Here is a 17,925-nt window from a genome sequence, read left to right on the forward strand (position 1 = left end):
GCGTGAGCGCAGCCGATCGCGCCGAACGGACGCGGGCTGCGGACCAGCTCTGCCTCTCGGCGTTCGAGACCGCGGGGTGCCCCGAGACGGGCGTCGCCCTGATGGCCGTGGGCGGCTACGGCCGCCAGGAGCTGGCCCCGTTCAGCGACCTCGACCTGGTCCTGGTCCACGACGACGGCCTGGAGACGGGCGACTGGGCTGCCCGGATCTGGTACCCGCTGTGGGACTCCGGCGCCAACATCGACCACTCGGTCCGCACCGTGGGCCAGGTGCTCGAGCAGGCCGCGGCGGACCTCCGGGTCGCCACCGGGCTGCTCGACGCCCGGCACCTCGCCGGCGACCCGAACCTGACCCTGCGCCTGCGCACCGCCGTGCTCACCCAGTGGCGCCGCGATGCGCGCACCCGGCTGGGGGAGCTGCAGGAGCTGGTCGCGGCGCGCGGCCGGACGAGCGGTGAGCTGGCGCACGCGTCGGTGCCCGACCTCAAGGAGTCGGTGGGCGGCCTGCGCGACGCCACGGTGCTCAAGGCGCTGGTGGCCAGCTGGCTGGTCGACGTACCGCACGGCGACCTGGAGCGCTCGCGCGTGGCGCTGCTCGACGTACGCGACGCCCTGCACACGGTGGCCGGCCGCGCGACCGACCGCGTGGCACCGGAGTACTGGGAGGAGATCGCCCCGCTGCTGGGCCTCCCCGACGCCCGCGCGGCCCAGGTGCACACCCGCGGGATCGCCCGGCGGCTGACCCACCTCTCCCGGCTGACGTGGCGCCGCGCCGAGGCGGTGCAACGGCGCCCGAGCGTGGGTGCGCGACGCCCGCGGCTGGAGCCGATCGCGCCGGGCCTGGCCGTCTCCTACGAGGAGGTGGTGCTCGACCGTGGCGCGAAACCGGCCGAGGACGTGCTGCTGCTGCTCCGCGCGGCCACGGAGGCCGCCGAGCGCGACCTGGTGCTGGCCCCCACGGCGACCGCACGCCTGGTGCGGGAGAGTCCGCCCCTTCCCGACCCGTGGCCCGACGAGGCCCGCGACCTGTTCGTGCGGCTGCTCGCCTCCGGACCGGGGCTGCTCGGCGTCTGGGAGACCCTCGACGAGACCGGTGCCCTCGAGCTGATCCTCCCCGAGTGGGAGCGGGTGCGCCTGCTGCCGCACGCGTCGGTGGTGCACCGGTTCACCGTGGACCGCCACCTGGTGGAGACCTGCATCGAGGCGTCGGCGCTGATCCGTCGCGTCGCTCGTCCCGACGTGCTGATGGTGGCCGCGCTCCTGCACGACATCGGCAAGGGCCAGCTCACCGAGCACTGCGTCGCCGGAGCGCCGATCGCCCGCGAGATCGCCGAGCGGATCGGCTTCGACAGCCGCGAGGTGGAGCTGATCGGGGCGCTGGTCCGCTGGCACCTGCTGCTCCCGGAGACGGCCACCACCCGCGACCCCGACGACCCGGCCACGATCGGGCTGGTCACGGCGAAGGTCGCGGACCGGGAGGAGCTCGAGCTGCTCGCGGCCCTGACCGAGGCCGACGCGCGGGCCACCTCGGAGAAGGCCTGGACCCGGTGGCGGGCCTCCCTGGTCAAGACGCTCGTACGCCGTGCCGGGGCGGTACTCGCCGACGAGCCGCTCCCCGACGACGACGCCACGGAGATCGAGATCCCCGAGAGGGTGCGTGCCGACCCCGACGCGGTCTCGGTGGTCGCGGTCGACTCGCCCGACGGTTGCCAGCTGACCGTCGTGGCGCGCGACCGGATCGGTCTGCTGGCAGACGCGGCCGCGACCCTGGCGCTGCAGAAGGTCTCGGTGCGTGCGGCCCGTGCCTGGACCCAGGACGGGTTCGGGGTCTCGGTGTGGGACGTGGCCGAGACCGGCCTCGACGACATCCTGCTCCGGCAGCGGATGGAGGCCATCGTGGACGGTCGCATCGACGCGGCTGAGCGGCTCCGCCGGGTGCGCCCGGTCAAGCTCGAGCCGTCGGTCGCCGTACGCCCCGACGCCTCGCCGCGGGCGACCGTGATCGAGGTGCGCTCCGCGGACCGCCCCGGGCTGATCCACACCGTGTGCTCCGCGCTCGCGCGGATGGAGATCTCGGTGAGGTCGGCCCACGTCTCGACGCTGGGGCCCCAGGCCGTGGACGCGTTCTACGTCCAGGAGGCCTACGCAGGGGCGCTCTCGGAGGAGCGGGCGGCCTCTGCGGCGCACGTGGTGCGACAGGCGCTGGTGGACACCTTCGCGCCGCGATGAGGGCCAGGAACGCGGTGCGGCTAACCTTGTCCTCTGGTCCTGACCACCGGCCCCTGAGGAACAACACACGTGTTCGCCACGCTTTCTGATCGTCTTTCCGACACCTTCAAGAACCTCCGCGGCAAGGGGAAGCTCTCCGAGGCCGACATCGACGCCACGGGGCGCGAGATCCGTCTTGCCCTGCTCGAGGCCGACGTCGCCCTCCCGGTGGTCAAGGAGTTCGTCGCTGCGGTCAAGGAGCGGGCCCGTGGCGCGGAGGTCAGCCAGGCGCTGAACCCGGCGCAGCAGGTCATCAAGATCGTCAACGAGGAGCTCATCTCGATCCTCGGCGGCGAGACCCGGCGACTGCGGTTCGCCAAGACCCCGCCGACCGTGATCATGCTCGCCGGTCTCCAGGGAGCCGGAAAGACGACCCTCGCCGCCAAGCTCGCGCTGTGGCTCAAGGGCCAGGGCAAGAGCCCGATGCTCGTCGCGGCCGACCTGCAGCGCCCCAACGCGGTCAAGCAGCTCCAGGTCAACGGCGAGCGCGCGGGGGTCACCGTCTACGCCCCCGAGCCGGGCAACGGGGTCGGTGACCCGGTGTCCGTGGCCCGCAACGGTGTCGAGGAGGCGCGGCGCACCCTGCACGACGTGGTCATCGTCGACACCGCCGGCCGGCTCGGCATCGATGAGGAGCTGATGCAGCAGGCCGCGGACATCCGCGACGCGGTCACTCCCGACGAGGTGCTCTTCGTCGTCGACGCGATGATCGGCCAGGACGCCGTCCGGACGGCCCAGGCCTTCCTCGACGGAGTCGGGTACGACGCCGTCGTACTCACCAAGCTCGACGGCGACGCCCGCGGTGGCGCCGCGCTCTCGATCGCGCAGATGACCGGCAAGCCGGTGATGTTCGCCTCGAACGGCGAGAAGCTCACCGACTTCGACCTCTTCCACCCCGACCGGATGGCCGGGCGCATCCTCGACATGGGTGACCTGCTCACCCTGATCGAGCAGGCCGAGAAGACCTTCGACGCCGAGTCGGCGGCCAAGGCCGCGGCGAAGCTCCAGGGCCAGGGCGGCGAGTTCACCCTCGACGACTTCCTCGACCAGATGCAGCAGGTCCGCAAGATGGGCTCGCTGACCAAGATGCTCGGGATGCTCCCCGGGATGGGCCAGTTCCGCGACCAGCTCGAGAACTTCGACGAGCGCGAGATCGACCGGATCCAGGCGATCATCCAGTCGATGACCCCGGCCGAGCGGGCCAACCCCAAGATGATCGACGGCTCCCGCCGCGCCCGGATCGCCAAGGGCTCCGGCCGCCAGGTCTCCGACGTCAACCAGCTCGTCGACCGGTTCTTCGAGGCCCGCAAGATGATGATGCAGATGGCCCGCGGCGGCGCCCCCGGCCTTCCCGGCGCGCCCGGCATGGGCCTTGGCAAGAAGGCCAAGGGCCGGCAGGCACCCCAGGCCAAGAAGGCCAAGGGCAAGCGCGTCTCCGGCAACCCGGCCAAGCGGGCCCAGCTCGAGTCCGGCGCCGCCGAGAAGCCCGCCGCAGCCGGCAGCGCCTTCGGCCTCGAGCCCGGCCAGGAGCTCCCCGCCGATTTCGACCCCTCCCAGCTGCCGGACCTCTCGAAGTACCTGAAGTAGGGGTTGGGTCTGGGAAACCGGCTCCGGCCCTGACGCGGGAGTGAAACCGGCTCCGGCCCGGGACGGTAGTAACGTCCCCGCCATGGCTGTTCAACGTTTTCGCGGGCCGGTGCTGCCCACCGGTGAAGCTCGTGACCTGTACGTCGTCGACGGGCTGGTCACCTACGAGTCGCAGGCCGGCGCCGAGACGGTGGCCGAGGGCTGGATCGTCCCGGGACTGGTCGACGCGCACTGCCACCTCGGGCTCGACGACAACGGGGCGATCAGCGACGAGGCGACCGAGCAGCAGGCCATCGAGGACCGCGACGGTGGTGCGCTGCTCATCCGCGACTGCGGCTCCGCGGCCGACACCGCCTGGATCCACGAGCGTGAGGACCTGCCGCGGCTGATCCGGGCGGGCCGGCACATCTCGCGCACCAAGCGCTACATCCGCAACTACGCCCACGAGGTCGAGCCCGACGAGCTCCCGGCGTACGTCGCCCAGGAGGCGCAGCGCGGCGACGGCTGGGTCAAGCTGGTGGGGGACTGGATCTCCCGTGACGAGGGCGACCTCGCCCCGTCGTTCCCGCCGGAGGCGTTCGCGGAGGCGATCCGGGTCGCGCACGAGCACGGCGCCAAGGTCACCGCGCACTGTTTCGGCCGGGCCGTGCTGCCCGGCCTGCTCGACGCCGGCATCGACTGCATCGAGCACGGCACCGGCCTCACCCCCGACCTGATCGACCAGATGGTCGCCGGCTCGACCGCCCTGGTGCCGACGGTGATGCAGCTGGAGAAGTTCCCCCAGTACGCCGAGGCCGGGGCCGAGAGGTTCCCGGCGTACTCCGAGACGATGACCGAGCTGCACCGGCGCCGGCGCGACACGATCATGGCCGCGCACGAGGCTGGCGTGGCGATCTACGCGGGCTCCGACGGCGGCGGCGTCTCCCGGCACGGCAACCTCTCCGGCGAGGTGCTCGCGCTCGCTGGGCTGGGGATGTCCACCGAGGAGGCGCTGGGTGCGGGGTCCTGGCGTGCGCGCGAGTGGCTCGGCCTGGACGGCTACCTGTCCGAGGGGACCACCGCGGACTTCGTGGTCTACGACCGTGACCCGCTGGAGGACGTCTCGGTGCTCGCCGAGCCGAAGCGGATCGTGCTGCGTGGCAACGTCGTCGGCTGACCCCGACCAGCTGCCCGACCCGGAGGTCGTCGCGGCTCTGCGTGCTGCCGGCTGTGTGTTCGCCGGGGAGGAGGCAGTCCTGCTCCAGGAGGCGGCCGGGTCGCCCGAGGACCTCGCCTCGACGCTCGCCCGGCGGGTCACCGGCGAGCCGCTGGAGCAGGTGCTCGGCTGGGCCGCGTTCTGCGGCCTGCGGATCAGGGTGGCGCCCGGCGTGTTCGTCCCGCGCCGGCGTACCGAGGCCCTCGTCGGCCCGGCGACCGAGGCGGCGTCCCGGACGGACCGGCCGGTCGTGGTGGACCTGTGCTGCGGCACCGGGGCCCTCGCCGTGGCGATCGCGGCCGGCCTGCCCGCCGTCGAGGTCCACGCGGGTGACCTCGACCCCGCCGCGGTGGCCTGCGCCCGGCTCAACGTGACGATGGGGCAGGTGCACGAGGGGGACCTGTACGACGCGCTGCCCTCCGACCTGCGCGGGCGGATCGACGTGCTCGTGGTCAACGCCCCCTACGTCCCCACCGACGAGATCGCCCTGATGCCGCCCGAGGCGCGGCTGCACGAGCACCACGTCGCCCTCGACGGGGGCCACGACGGGCTCGACGTGCACCGCCGAGTGGCCCGGGAGGCGCCCGGGTGGCTGGCTCCCGGGGGGTCGCTGCTGATCGAGACCAGTCGGCGCCAGGCGTCCGGAACCCTCGGCGCCTGCGAGCACGCTGGGCTCCGCGGGGACGTCCTGGAGCGTGAGGAGTCCACCGTCGTACGGGCGATTTCAGCCTGACGGGCGATGTCTGGCAGACTAAGGGGCTGAGCCGTACGCCGCCCGGGCCCTCTCACCCGGACAGCGCACGCCCACCGGGTTTCACCGCACCTGGCCCCACCGGGATGCGCGGACCCCATCACTACACACTCTCAAGGAGACACCACAAACGTGGCCGTCAAGATTCGTCTGAAGCGCATGGGCAAGATCCGCCAGCCGCACTACCGCGTGGTCGTCGTCGACTCCCGCAAGAAGCGGGACGGCAAGGTCATCGAGGAGATCGGCAAGTACCACCCCAAGGAGGAGCCCTCGTTCATCGAGGTGACCTCCGACCGGGCGCAGTACTGGCTCGGCGTCGGCGCGCAGCCCTCCGAGGCCGTTGCCGCGATCCTCAAGGTCACCGGTGACTGGCAGAAGTTCAAGGGCCTGCCGGGCGCCGAGGGCACCCTCCGCACCAAGGAGCCCAAGCGCGACAAGCAGGAGCTCTTCAACGAGGCCCTCAAGGACGCCGCCAACGAGCCCAAGGGCGACGCGGTGACCAAGAAGAAGACCAAGAAGATGACCGAGTCCACCACGGTCGACAAGTCCGCCGAGGCCAAGGCCGACGAGCCCGAGGCCGAGAAGACCGAGGCCCCTGCCGCCGAGGCCCCCGCCGCCGAGGCCCCCGCAGCTGACGCGGCCGACGCCGAGAAGGCCTGACCCAGATGCTCGCCGACGCCCTGGAGCACCTGGTCCGCGGGATCGTGGAGCACCCCGACGACGTCGTCGTCGAGGACAAGCAGCTGCGCCGGGGTTCCATCCTCGAAGTACGCGTGCACCCCTCGGACCTGGGCAAGGTCATCGGGCGCGGAGGCCGCACGGCCACCGCGTTCCGCACGGTGGTCAGCTCCCTGGCCGGCCGTGGCGGGGCACGTATCGACTTCGTGGACGTCGACCGCAAGCGCTAGTCGCACAGCGTTGAGCCTCGGCCGGTTTCCCAGGTCTAGAGGTCAAACTGCCTCTTCACACACCGCGTGCGGTGTGTGAAGAGGCAGTTTGGGTTCATCACCTGGGAAACCGGCCCACCCACCCACGTCACCGAGAAGGAGCAGCAGTGGCCGAGGACTATGTCGTGGTCGGGCGGATCGGGCCCGCGCACGGGCTGAGGGGCGAGGTGTTCGTGGAGCCGCGTACCGACGAGCCGGCTCGCCGGTTCGCCGTGGGGCAGGTGCTGCGGGCCTCGAGCGGTGACCTCACGGTGGCGGGCTCGCGGACGCACAGCGGCAAGCTGGTGGTCCGGTTCGAGGAGCTCGACGGGCGCAACGCCGCCGAGGCGGCCCGGGGGCTCGAGCTCACCTGCCCGATCGACCCGGAGGAGCTGCCCGAGGACCCCGAGGAGTTCTACGACCACCAGCTGGTCGGCCTGCGGGTGGAGACGGTCGACGGAGAGGTCGTCGGCGAGCTGGACCGGGTCCAGCACGGTGCTGCCCAGGACCTGCTCGTGATCCGTGCGCCGGACCGCGAGATCCTGTTCCCGTTCGTCTCGGTGTTCGTGCCCGAGGTCGACGTCCGCGGCGGCAGGATCGTCATCGACGACCGCTCCGGAATCCTCGACGAGCTCTGACGTGCGCCTCGACGTCGTCTCGATCTTCCCGGAGTACCTCGCGCCGCTGCGGCTCTCCCTGCTCGGCAAGGCCCAGCAGAAGGGCCTCGTCGACGTGCACGTGCACGACCTGCGCGACTGGACCCACGACCGCCACCGCACCGTCGACGACACCCCCTACGGCGGGGGCGCGGGCATGGTGATGAAGCCCGAGCCGTGGGGCGCCGCCCTGGACGACCTCACCGCCCGCGGCACCCAGCGCACGATCCTGGTGGTGCCGACCCCGTCGGGAGAGCGGTTCACCCAGGCGGTCGCCGCCGAGCTCGCGGGCGCGGAGCACCTCGTGTTCGCGTGCGGGCGCTACGAGGGCATCGATCAGCGGGTGATGGACGAGGCCGCGTCGCGGATGGAGGTCCGGGAGCTCTCCATCGGCGACTACGTGCTCAACGGGGGAGAGGTGGCCGTGCTCGCGATGGTCGAGGCCGTGGCCCGGCTGCTGCCCGGCTTCATGGGCAACGCCGAGTCACTGGCCGAGGAGTCGCACACCGACGGGCTGCTGGAGTACCCCGTGTTCACCAAGCCCGCGGTCTGGCGTGGCCACGAGGTCCCCGAGGTGCTGCTCTCCGGCGACCACGCGCGGATCGCCCGCTGGCGCCACACCGAGTCCGTACGCCGCACCGCCGAGCGCCGACCCGACCTCGCCCACGCCTCGCAGGCGGTGACCGTCGACGACCTCGCTGGACATGTCCGCCGGGCCGTGCCCGCCGACGCGGGCGAGCTGCTCACCCTGCAGCGCGCCTGCTGGGCGCAGGCGCAGCAGGCGGGCCCCGACCTCCACGAGGCGGTGCTTGCGGAGGACCTCGCCGACGTGCAGGCCTGGCTGGCGCAGTGGACCACCCTGGTGCTCCGGATCGAGGGCCGGCTCGTAGGCGCGGTCCGCGGGCGTCGTACGGGGAACACCTGGGAGATCGGCCGGCTCATGACCGCCCCCGACCTGCAGGGCCGCGGTCTCGGCCGGTTCCTGCTCTCCGCGATCGAGGATGCGGCTCCCGACGACGTGCAGGAGCTCTCGTTGGTCACCGCCGCCGGGAGCAAGCGCCACCTCCGCCTCTACCGGGCCGCCGGCTACCGCCTCCGCGGGCCGGACCCGGAGGCGCCCGGCGCCGTACGCCTGACCAGGAGACGCGGCTAGGGACTACCCGGTCCCGATGAACCCCGCGAAGCTCACGCCGCGGAACGCCGCCAGCCGCTCGGCCTGCTCGGTGAGGTCGGGGAGCTCCGACCACGGGTCCACGGCCAGCCGCAGCTTCTTGCCCGACATCCGCGGGCGCCAGGTGCCGGCCACCTCGTGGCCGACAAGCACCGCGCCCGGGCGGCCCAGGGTCCGCCACAGGTCCTTGCGCCGGGACGGGTCGGGCACGACCAGCTCGCGGTCACGTCCCTGCAGGAACAGGTCGAAGGGCCCGAGCAGCCGGACCACGCCGGAGACGTCCGGGGGGTGGGTGAGGGTGCTCGCGTCGGTGGTGAGGACGTCGCGCGACTCGCCCTCGACCGTCACCTCGGCCACGTCCTCGGGCCACCGCGCCTTCACGTCCGCAACAGGGGAGTCCAGGTAGCCGGCGACCTGCTGCGGGGTCGCGGGACCCAGGAGCCGCAGCACCGCCCGCACCGGGTCCAGGACCGGGTCGACCGTGGGCGCCGGCCCACGCCAGCCGGGGATGGGCTCCAGGACCGGCGGTGAGGTGTGCGGCCGCAGCTCGAGCCCGGCCGTCAGTGCCGCGAGCCGGAACGGCTGCTCGAAGAGGTGGATCGCATCGCACGGCCGGCAGTAGCGCAGGTAGGGCTCGGGCAGGCGCTGGTTCAGCGCGCCGGACAGGTCTCCCTTCACGGTGGGAGCGGTCACCACCGCGCGCATCTCCTCGGCGATGACCTCCAGCGCGTCGAGGACCGCGATCCCGGCCTCCTTGAGCGGCTTCGCGGCGGCGTAGATCCGCTTGGCGGCATCGGCCTCCGAGACCGGCGCCACGGCGGCGGCCACCGCCGCGGCCTGTGAGCGCCGGTAGGCGTGCGGGGCGCCCCGGATCGTCCAGGCGGTGAGCAGTGCGTCCGGATCCGGGGTGAACCCGCGCAGGGCGAGGGCCCACAGCGCGCCGTCGGGACCGGTCTCCTGCACCCCGAGGTCCAGCACACGAGCCGCGGTGGAGGTCTCGCCGGTGTCCTCGCGGTCGAGCTGCTGGGCATGGATCCGGAACCGGAGGACCTGTTCGCGCGTGATCTCCATGACAATGTTCTAGCAACCCGCGCGGACCCGGTCGAGGACGATTCGCCCCCGGACCCACGCCTGTGGCAAAATCGGTCCTTGGCTCAGCGAGCCAGAACACGCGACCGGTTTCTGCCGGTCGGTGCTCACGGTCCACCTGCCACAGGGGGCGGGCCGTACGGCGTACCGCTGACCACCCGAATCAATCAACCACATCCGTGGGTGACCTGTGGCAGTCACGAGGAGACACAACATGTCGAACGTAATCGACGAGCTCAACGGCGCCCTCAAGCGCGACGACGTCCCGCACTTCCGGGCCGGCGACACCATCAAGGTCCACGTCAAGGTCGTCGAGGGCAACCGCTCGCGGCTCCAGGTCTTCCAGGGTGTCGTGCTCCGGGTCCAGGGTTCGGGCATCGGCCGCACCTTCACGGTCCGCAAGGTCTCCTTCGGTGTCGGTGTCGAGCGCACCTTCCCGCTGCACTCCCCGATCTTCGACTCGATCGAGATCGTCACCCGTGGTGACGTTCGTCGCGCGAAGCTCTACTACCTGCGCAACCTGCGCGGCAAGGCTGCCAAGATCAAGGAGCGCCGCGACTCCTGAGCGACTCGGGCCCTCTGGGCCGGTTAGGCTCTCATCGTGACGAACGTCGGCGAGACCCTGGGCCCGAGTGACCGGTCCGGCGACGAGCCCGGCGAGAAGGCGCAGAAGAAGCCGATGCCGTTGTGGCAGGAGACGATCCTGCTCCTCGGCCTCGCCCTCGTGCTGGCGATCATCATCAAGAGCTTGTTCGTCCAGGCGTTCTACATCCCCTCGCCCTCGATGGAACCGCAGTTCGTCGAGAACGACCGGATCCTGGTGCAGAAGGTGTCCTACTGGGGCAGCGCGTCACCGAGCCGCGGGGACATCGTGGTGTTCAAGGATCCGGGCGGCTGGCTCGACGGGGCCGAGACACCCGCGTCCCGGTCACCGGTGACAGGGTTCATGGAGCGGATCGGGCTCTACCCGACGGGCGGTCACCTGGTGAAGCGGGTCGTCGGCGTCGGCGGGGACCGGATCGTGTGCTGTGACTCCAAGGGCCGCATGACGGTCAACGGCCAGCCGCTGGACGAGAAGGCCTACCTGCCCAAGGGGGTCGTCCCGTCCGAGGTGGAGTTCGACCGGATCGTGCCCAAGGGCCACCTGTGGATGATGGGGGACAACCGTCCCTTCTCCCACGACTCCCGTGGTCACATGGGCGGCCCCGGCGGCGGCTTCGTCGACCAGGACCTCGTCGTGGGCAAGGTGTTCTCCCTGATCTGGCCGCTCAAGCGGGGCGAGCTGATCGACCGGCCGAAGACCTTCGAGGACGTTCCCGACTCGAGATGACGAACCGATGACCACTCCTGCTCTGGGACCCGTCGGCAACCTGCCGCGCGGCTCGACCGTGCGCCGCGACGCGGGCCTGTACGGCTACGAGCGCGCACTGCGCCGTGCCGGGCTGTCCCCGGTCGCCGGTGTGGACGAGGCGGGACGCGGCGCCTGCGCCGGCCCGCTCGTCGCCGCCGCGGTGATCCTGCCCGAGGGCAGGTCCGGGCTGGTCCCGGAGCTCAACGACTCCAAGCTGCTCACCGCGAAGGCGCGCGAACGCTGCTACGAGCAGGTGCTGCGCCGGGCGCTCGCCTGGTCGGTGGTCGTCGTCGAGCCGGGGGAGTGCGACCGGCTCGGGATGCACGTCGCCAACGTCGAGGCGCTGCGGCGCTCGCTCGCGCGGCTCGACCAGCGGCCGGCGTACGTCCTCACCGACGGGTTCCCCGTCGACGGCCTCGAGGTGCCGGGCCTGGCGATGTGGAAGGGTGACCGGGTGGCCGCCTGCATCTCGGCCGCGTCAGTGATCGCCAAGGTGACCCGGGACCGGATCATGTGCCAGCTGCACGAGCGCTACCCCGCCTACGACTTCGCCACGCACAAGGGCTACTGCACCGCCGAGCACACCGAGGCGCTCGAGGAGCACGGCCCCAGCCCCGTCCACCGGATGAGGTTCGTCAACGTGCGGCGAGCCGCCGGGATCATCGACCCCCCGCCCCTCAGTCTTGAGCCCCAGCTGGAGCTGTGGGAACCAGAAGACGCCGACCTGCAGGAGGTTCTGCGATGAGCACCGAGGATCTCGAGAAGTACGAGACCGAGATGGAGCTCAACCTCTACCGCGAGTATCGCGACGTGGTGGGGATCTTCAAGTACGTCGTGGAGACGGACCGCCGCTTCTACCTGTGCAACCAGGTCGACGTGAAGGCCAGGACCGAGGTGGGCGAGGTGTTCTTCGAGGTCACCCTGACCGATGCCTGGGTATGGGACATGTACCGGCCTGCTCGCCGGCTGGCCAAGAACGTCAAGGTGCTCACGTTCAAGGACGTCAACGTCGAGGAGCTCAGCCACAGCGAGATCGAGCCTCCCAAGGGCTGAGCCCGGGTCACTCGATCAGGCGGACCGGGTCGCCCTCGACGCGGGCCGACCACGTGGTGGTGTCGCTGACACCGCTCGGGAAGGCCACCTGGAGCCGGAACCAGCAGCCACCGGTCGCGGTGGACGTGCAGTTGTACGACGGCGGGATCGGGACCCGGATCGTCTGGGACTTCCCGTTGTAGTTGCTGCCCACGCCGGTCAGCTGGCAGCTGGTGAGCGTCCCGTTGTAGACGCCGGCGCCGGTGCAGCCGACCAGCGGCGTGGGCAGGTTCGAGTCGGTGGGCGGCAGGATCTTGATCGAGCCGGCGCTCTCGGCGTCACCCACGTCGAAGAACTTGATCAGCAGGGTCTTGCTCGCGGCCGCGGGGATCACCCGGACCAGGTTGAACTCGGTGGTGCCGCCCGCGAGGTTCGCGTAGATGCCCATGTTCTCCCAGGCGGCGATCGACACCGCGGCCTTGTTGGGACCGGTCACCCGGAGGGCGAACCGGTTGTTGCCGTCGCCCTTGACGTTGTTGTTGTCGTCCATCTGGTTGTAGGTCTGCGCGAAGCCGGAGTACCCGCCGGCACCGTCGGCCGAGCCGCCCAGCGCGACGTTCGTGCGTACCTGCAGGTAGTGGTCGCCGACCTGGGTGGGGGTGAAGGTGCAGAAGTTCACCCACTGGTGGAAGACCTTGGCGAGCTCGTCGGTGTAGGAGCCGTTCGACTGGTTGTTGTCCCTGGTCCGGCGGAGCTTCGAGGTGGTGTTGTCGTTCTCCTTGTAGCCCTTGTACTGCTTCACGCAGCCGGTGACCGGGGTGCCGTTGACCGGACGGTAGGTGTCGGTGGGGCGCCGGAGGACGAACGAGGTGATGGGAGCCTCGGCGTTGTCGTTGCTGAGGACGTCGCCGGTGCAGAAGAGGCCCGCGGTCTTGGCGTAGCGGGCGTTGCCGTCGTTGGTGTAGCTGTTCATGTTGTCGCGCAGCTTGGTGCCCGTTGGGTTGTCGGTCTGCTTGGTGGCGACCTCGCACTTGTCCCCGGTCTCGACGAAGGCCGGGTCGTAGATCTGGATCGAGACCGGCTTGTTCACGGCCGCGGCGCCGACGCGCACGAGGTAGAAGTAGCCGAGCGGGTCGAACTCGTCGTTGGAGGTTCCGGTGCAGCCGGAGTTCCCACTGCTGCACTTGCGCGTCATCAGCCCGTCGCCGTTCGCCTTCGGCGTCTCGGGGCCGGCGACCGCACCCCAGAACTTCGGTGTGGTGCTGCACGGGGCGCCGCCGACAGGTACGACGAGCTGGCTCCCCGTGCCCAGTGTCTCCGCGGCTCCGGCCTTGGGCTCGTTGCCGAAGGTGTTGCACGGGCTGCCCATGGGGGCGGGGCCGTTGTAGTCGGCCAGTGCCGAGCGCGTGATGGTGGTGGTGCCGATCCCGAACGCCGCCGCGAAGCTGTTCGTGATCGTGCTGGACACGGTCACCTTCAGCTGGGTCGGCTTCGCGCCGAGCCCGATGGCGACCCTGGACAGTCCCGAGTCGGGGTAGCCGTTGCGCGCGGAGACGGCCTTCGCGGCGTCCCCCGCCTCGGGCAGGTCGTCGGGGAGGAAGGTCACCCCGGCCATGGCGGCGGCGTCGGCGGCGTTCTGCACCCGCTCGATCTCGACGTACATCCGCGCGACGTCCACCGAGAGGGCGCACAACGGCAGCATCACCGCGGCAGCGAACACCGCGACCAGGATGACGGCGTACCCGCTCTCGTCCCTGGCCCCGCGCCGGAACGGCCACCGCGTGCTCATGCGTGCTTGTTGGGTAGGCACTGCTCGTTGGGCAGTGGTTCGAACTGCATGACGCTGCGCTCGTTCAGCGCGACACCGCTGCCGAAGAACCCGGTCATCCACGCGTGGTTGGCGCGCATGGCGATCCCCACGGCGCTGCGGTTGGGGTCGTTGACGCAGGCGTTGACCGTGGTCTTCGTGTTCCAGCTGCCGCCCCCGAACCGGAACTTGTCCAGGTTCTTGTCCCAGACGTAGCGCACGCAGTTGGTGGTGCAGGTGAGGGTCTTGTTCGAGGCCGGCAGCGGGAACCCGTGCACGTTGGCGTCGTAGATCATCACCCACTCGATGCTGTCCTTGGGCATCGCGGAGCCGGCTCGCGCGATCGCGTCGGCGGCGGCCTGGGCCAGCGCCGGCGCGGTGGCAGGCGTGCACGGCGGCGGGTTCGTGCTCGCGACGCAGGTGCCGGGACCGGCGTTGGCCGAGACCGAGGCGATGCGGGCCCCAGTCCGGACCGAGCTGTTGACCGACACGGCGTCACGCATCAGCAGCGACATCTCGATGATTCCGAAGAGCAGGATGCACAGGAACGGGGTGATCAGGGCAGCCTCGACGGCCACGGCACCGCGCTGGTCGCGCCTGCGTCGCACCCACATGGTCCACACCTGTCCTCACGCATCGCAGGCAAGGCAGTTCCGCCCATGTCGTGGATGCTGGACCATTGTGGCGAAAGCGACCGGTCAATGGGGACGAATCGGGAAAACCTGTCTGCGGAAACCTGGCTTGGGGTTACGCGCGGCGGAGCGGGAGAGCAGCGCTGGCCGGCTGACGTGCACAGGCCCCGCGCAGCACCCCCTCGTCCACAGGATCCGCCGGCGGCAGCGCACCGAGGCCCCGGACCCGGTGGGGTGGCGCCATGAGCAGCGGCGCACGCAACACCAGTCTCGGGTCGTACGGCGAACGGGTGGCCGCACGGCGCCTGATCGAGCAGGGGATGGTCCTCGTCGACCGCAACTGGCGGTGCGACCTGGGCGAGGTCGACCTCGTGCTCCGCGACGGCGACGTCCTGGTGTTCTGTGAGGTCAAGACGCGCAGCTCCACGGCGTACGGCCACCCGCTGGAGGCGGTGACACCCGTCAAGGGCGCCCGGCTGCGTCGTCTCGCCGCCCGTTGGCTCGAGGAGCACGACGTCCACCCGCCGGAGATCCGGATCGACCTCGTCGGGGTGCTGCTCGCCGACCGCGGCGCTGCCGACTTCGAGCACGTGCGAGGTGTGGGCTGATGGTCGCCACCACGCACACCGTCTCGTTGCACGGCGCCGTCGGCCATGTCGTCGACGTGCAGGTCGACCTCTCCGACGGCCTCGTCGGCACCGCCCTCGTGGGTCGGCCGGACACCTCCATCACCGAGGCGCGCGACCGCTGCCGGGCTGCGGTGAACAACAGCCGGTTCGTCTGGCCGAACACGCGGCGCACCACGATCCTGCTGTCCCCGGCCGACCTGCCCAAGCGCGGCCCGCACTTCGACCTGGCGATCGCGGTGGCGGTGCTGGCCGCCGCGGACCCGAACTTCCCCAAGGAGTCCCTGCGCGGCGCGGCGATGATCGGTGAGCTCACCCTGGACGGCCGGATCCGGTGCGTGCCGGGCGTCCTGCCGATGACGATGGCGGCGGCTGCCCGGGGGATCGAGACCGTCTATGTCCCCGAACCGCAGCTCGGGGAGGCGTCGATGGTGCCGGGAGTTCGCGTCTTCGGGATCCGGTCCCTGGCGCAGGTGGTGGCCCTGCTCATGGGGCAGGAGCCGCCGGAAGCGCCCGAGGTGGAGGCGCTCTCAGGGGCGCCGCTGCTCAGCTGGCGCGGCGAGGAGCGCCTCGAGGACCTCGACATGTCAGACGTCCTGGGCATGGCCGACACCCGCTACGCACTCGAGGTCGCGGCCGCCGGTGGGCACCACCTGATGCTCACCGGGCCGAAGGGGTCGGGCAAGACCACCCTCGCGGAGCGACTCCCCGGGCTGCTGCCCGACCTCGACGAGGACGAGTCGCTCGAGCTGATGGCGGTGCACTCGCTGTGCGGCACGCTTCCGGCCGGAGCGTCGGGCATCGTGCGGCCTCCGTTCCGCGCGCCGCACCACTCCGCCTCCCGCACGGGCATCCTCGGCGGTGGCAGTGGCCGGGTGCGGCCGGGGGAGGTGAGCAAGGCCCACCTCGGGGTGCTCTTCCTCGACGAGTTCCCGCTGTTCCCCACCGACGTGGTCGAGGCGCTGCGCGAGCCGCTGGAGTCCGGCGAGATCTCGATCTCCCGCGGCGAGGAGGACGCCACCTACCCGGCGCGGGCGATGTTCGTGTTCGCGTGCAATCCGTGCCGGTGCGGCGAGTACCACCCCTACTCCCGCGACCACAGATGCACGTGCACCGAGCTCCAGCGCCGGGAGTACCGCCGCAAGATCTCGGGTCCGATCGCCGACCGGGTCGACATCACCCGGTTCGTCGAGCCGGTGAGGCACGAGCGGGTCGCGCCGCTGCCCTTCGAGGTGCCCGAGCCCAGCGCGGCCATCCGGAGCCGGGTCACGCTCGCGCGTGAGCGCCAGAGCCTGCGCTACGCCGGCCAGTCGTGGCGGCTGAACTCCCAGGCCCCGGGGCCGGTGCTGCGCGAGCAGTGGCCGGTGACCGATGCGGCCAAGCTGCGCCTCGACGCAGAGGTGTACGCCGGCCGGCTGACCCGTCGCGGCGCCGTGCGGGTGCACCGGGTCGCGTGGTCGGTGGCCGACCTGGCCGGGGTCGAGCGGCCCGGGATCGAGGAGCTCGACGTCGCCCTGCGACTGCGCTCGGCGGACCCGCTGCTGCTGAGCAGCCTGCCGACGCGGCACTCGGTGGACTCGACGGGGGAGTCGGCATGACCGGGAGCGACGAGGAGGAGCGGCTGGCCCGGGTGGTGCTGTCGCGGATCGGGGAGCCGGGCGATCCCCGGCTGACCGACCTCGTGCACGAGCTGGGGGCGCGCACGGTGCTCACCGGCCTGCAGACGCAGGCGGCCGACCAGCAGCTCGGCGCCGACCTCGCCGAGCGGCTCGCGTCGGTCGACCCGGTGAGAGAGCTCGAGCGTGCCGCCTCGCGGGGGATCAGGTTCGTCGTACCGCTGGACGCGGAGTGGCCCGAGGCGGTGGAGGGCCTCGCGCTCGCCCCGCACCTGCACGAGCGCGGCGGCGTGCCCGTGGGCCTGTGGTGCCGCGGCCCGCTCCGCCTGGGTGAGGTCACCGGGCAGGCGGTGGCGGTGGTGGGCTCCCGGTCGGCGACCAGCTACGGCGGCGACGTGGCCGGTGACATCGCCGCGACCCTGGCGGGAGAGAACTGGACGGTCGTCTCCGGCGCCGCCTTCGGGATCGACCAGGCCGCCCACCGCGGCGCGCTGGCGGCCCGGGGTGCGACCGTGGCGGTGCTGGCCTGCGGGGTCGACCGTGCCTACCCGGTCGCGCACCGCAACCTGATCGACTACATCGCCGACGTCGGCCTGGTCGTCTCCGAGGCGCCGCCCGGGTGCGCGCCCACCAGGATCCGGTTCCTGGCCCGCAACCGGGTGATCGCGGCGCTGGCCCGGGGGACCGTCGTGGTCGAGGCGGCCGTGCGCAGCGGAGCCCTGAACACCGCGAGCTGGGCAGCCGGGCTCGGGCGCACCGTGATGGGGGTGCCCGGCCCCGTGACCAGCGCACCCTCTGCGGGCGTCCACCAGCTGATCCGGGCCAGGGACGCACTCCTGGTCACTTCGGGGGAGGAGGTGCTCGAGGCGGTGGGACCGGTGGGCAGCCACACGCTGACCGACCCGCGCGAGCCCGAGCACGCACGCGACCGGCTGCCGGCGCGTGAGCGACAGGTCCTCGACGCGGTGCCCCTGGTGCAGGCGGTCGACTCGGGCGCGATCGCCCGGACAGCAGGCATCGCCCACGGGCGCACCAAGGAGGCCCTCGTCGCGCTCCACCGGGCCGGACTGGTCGAGCACTCGCTGGGCCGGTGGCGGATCGCCGCCGAGGCGCCCTCCGCCTGAGCCCCGCCTGAAGCCCCGCCCGAGCCCGGCCCACTCCCGGTCGCGCCTGCGGGGCAGCCGGTCCCGGGCTTCGTAGGGTGAGCTCGTGGAGGACC

Annotated in this window: 18 protein-coding genes; 15 read left to right on the plus strand and 3 right to left on the minus strand. The window is 71.7% G+C overall.

Annotation, left to right across the window (positions count from 1 at the left end; all coding sequences use genetic code 11):
* Window positions 1–2 precede the first annotated feature (2 nt).
* The 8 genes from AC4BGB_RS17490 to trmD all read left to right on the plus strand — a co-directional run bounded on the left by AC4BGB_RS17490 (window position 3) and on the right by trmD (window position 8,535).
* Window positions 3–2,228, plus strand: a complete 2,226-nt coding sequence (locus AC4BGB_RS17490; RefSeq protein ID WP_490548201.1) for a [protein-PII] uridylyltransferase — start codon at window positions 3–5, stop codon at window positions 2,226–2,228.
* Between the two features lie 69 nt (window positions 2,229–2,297).
* Window positions 2,298–3,854, plus strand: coding sequence for a signal recognition particle protein (ffh, locus tag AC4BGB_RS17495; RefSeq protein WP_490548202.1), 1,557 nt, complete (start codon window positions 2,298–2,300; stop codon window positions 3,852–3,854).
* A gap of 82 nt (window positions 3,855–3,936) precedes the next feature.
* Entirely contained in the window at window positions 3,937–5,010 is a 1,074-nt protein-coding gene (locus AC4BGB_RS17500; protein ID WP_490548203.1) for an amidohydrolase family protein, read from the plus strand.
* Window positions 4,991–5,782 (plus strand): putative protein N(5)-glutamine methyltransferase, encoded by a 792-nt coding sequence (locus tag AC4BGB_RS17505; RefSeq protein WP_490548204.1) that lies wholly within the window; start codon window positions 4,991–4,993, stop codon window positions 5,780–5,782. Before AC4BGB_RS17500 ends, AC4BGB_RS17505 begins: the two co-directional genes overlap by 20 nt.
* 150 nt (window positions 5,783–5,932) lie before the next feature.
* Window positions 5,933–6,460 (plus strand): 30S ribosomal protein S16, encoded by a 528-nt coding sequence (gene rpsP / locus AC4BGB_RS17510; protein ID WP_490548205.1) that lies wholly within the window; start codon window positions 5,933–5,935, stop codon window positions 6,458–6,460.
* A gap of 5 nt (window positions 6,461–6,465) precedes the next feature.
* Window positions 6,466–6,708, plus strand: coding sequence for an RNA-binding protein (locus AC4BGB_RS17515; protein ID WP_490548206.1), 243 nt, complete (start codon window positions 6,466–6,468; stop codon window positions 6,706–6,708).
* A 146-nt stretch (window positions 6,709–6,854) separates the two neighbouring features.
* Complete coding sequence (rimM, locus tag AC4BGB_RS17520; protein ID WP_490548207.1) at window positions 6,855–7,364, plus strand: ribosome maturation factor RimM; 510 nt, start codon at window positions 6,855–6,857, stop codon at window positions 7,362–7,364.
* A gap of 1 nt (window position 7,365) precedes the next feature.
* Complete coding sequence (gene trmD, locus AC4BGB_RS17525) at window positions 7,366–8,535, plus strand: tRNA (guanosine(37)-N1)-methyltransferase TrmD (RefSeq protein WP_490548208.1); 1,170 nt, start codon at window positions 7,366–7,368, stop codon at window positions 8,533–8,535.
* Between the two features lie 3 nt (window positions 8,536–8,538).
* Here trmD and AC4BGB_RS17530 read toward each other — a convergent pair whose 3' ends face one another.
* Entirely contained in the window at window positions 8,539–9,624 is a 1,086-nt protein-coding gene (locus AC4BGB_RS17530) for a DNA glycosylase AlkZ-like family protein (RefSeq protein WP_490548209.1), read from the minus strand.
* 232 nt (window positions 9,625–9,856) lie between these two features.
* Here AC4BGB_RS17530 and rplS point away from each other — a divergent pair, with 232 nt between their 5' ends.
* The 4 genes from rplS to AC4BGB_RS17550 are packed head-to-tail and all read left to right on the plus strand — an operon-like array spanning window position 9,857 to window position 12,046.
* Window positions 9,857–10,207 carry a 50S ribosomal protein L19 gene (gene rplS, locus AC4BGB_RS17535; RefSeq protein ID WP_490548210.1) on the plus strand — a complete coding sequence of 117 codons (351 nt, stop codon included), beginning with the start codon at window positions 9,857–9,859 and terminating at the stop codon, window positions 10,205–10,207.
* A gap of 36 nt (window positions 10,208–10,243) precedes the next feature.
* On the plus strand, window positions 10,244–10,972 hold the full coding sequence (gene lepB / locus AC4BGB_RS17540; RefSeq protein WP_490548211.1) for a signal peptidase I: 729 nt from the start codon (window positions 10,244–10,246) through the stop codon (window positions 10,970–10,972).
* 7 nt (window positions 10,973–10,979) lie between these two features.
* A complete protein-coding gene (locus tag AC4BGB_RS17545) occupies window positions 10,980–11,738 on the plus strand; it encodes a ribonuclease HII (RefSeq protein ID WP_490548212.1) in 759 nt (252 codons plus the stop codon).
* A complete protein-coding gene (locus AC4BGB_RS17550; protein ID WP_490548213.1) occupies window positions 11,735–12,046 on the plus strand; it encodes a DUF2469 domain-containing protein in 312 nt (103 codons plus the stop codon). Before AC4BGB_RS17545 ends, AC4BGB_RS17550 begins: the two co-directional genes overlap by 4 nt.
* Before the next feature lie 7 nt (window positions 12,047–12,053).
* On the opposite strand, the gene AC4BGB_RS17555 is transcribed toward AC4BGB_RS17550, so the two are convergent.
* Together AC4BGB_RS17555 and AC4BGB_RS17560 are read right to left on the minus strand one after the other, a co-directional pair.
* Entirely contained in the window at window positions 12,054–13,814 is a 1,761-nt protein-coding gene (locus tag AC4BGB_RS17555; protein WP_490548214.1) for a pilus assembly protein TadG-related protein, read from the minus strand.
* Window positions 13,811–14,446, minus strand: coding sequence for a TadE/TadG family type IV pilus assembly protein (locus AC4BGB_RS17560; RefSeq protein WP_490548215.1), 636 nt, complete (start codon window positions 14,444–14,446; stop codon window positions 13,811–13,813). The genes AC4BGB_RS17555 and AC4BGB_RS17560 overlap by 4 nt, the downstream gene beginning before the upstream one ends.
* 260 nt (window positions 14,447–14,706) lie before the next feature.
* Here AC4BGB_RS17560 and AC4BGB_RS17565 point away from each other — a divergent pair, with 260 nt between their 5' ends.
* The 3 genes from AC4BGB_RS17565 to dprA are packed head-to-tail and all read left to right on the plus strand — an operon-like array spanning window position 14,707 to window position 17,830.
* Entirely contained in the window at window positions 14,707–15,072 is a 366-nt protein-coding gene (locus AC4BGB_RS17565) for a YraN family protein (RefSeq protein WP_490548216.1), read from the plus strand.
* Window positions 15,072–16,688, plus strand: coding sequence for a YifB family Mg chelatase-like AAA ATPase (locus AC4BGB_RS17570; protein ID WP_490548217.1), 1,617 nt, complete (start codon window positions 15,072–15,074; stop codon window positions 16,686–16,688). The genes AC4BGB_RS17565 and AC4BGB_RS17570 overlap by 1 nt, the downstream gene beginning before the upstream one ends.
* A complete protein-coding gene (dprA, locus tag AC4BGB_RS17575; protein WP_490548218.1) occupies window positions 16,685–17,830 on the plus strand; it encodes a DNA-processing protein DprA in 1,146 nt (381 codons plus the stop codon). Before AC4BGB_RS17570 ends, dprA begins: the two co-directional genes overlap by 4 nt.
* Window positions 17,831–17,925 lie beyond the last annotated feature (95 nt).

The organism is Nocardioides sp. Z30_9, assembly GCF_058215735.1.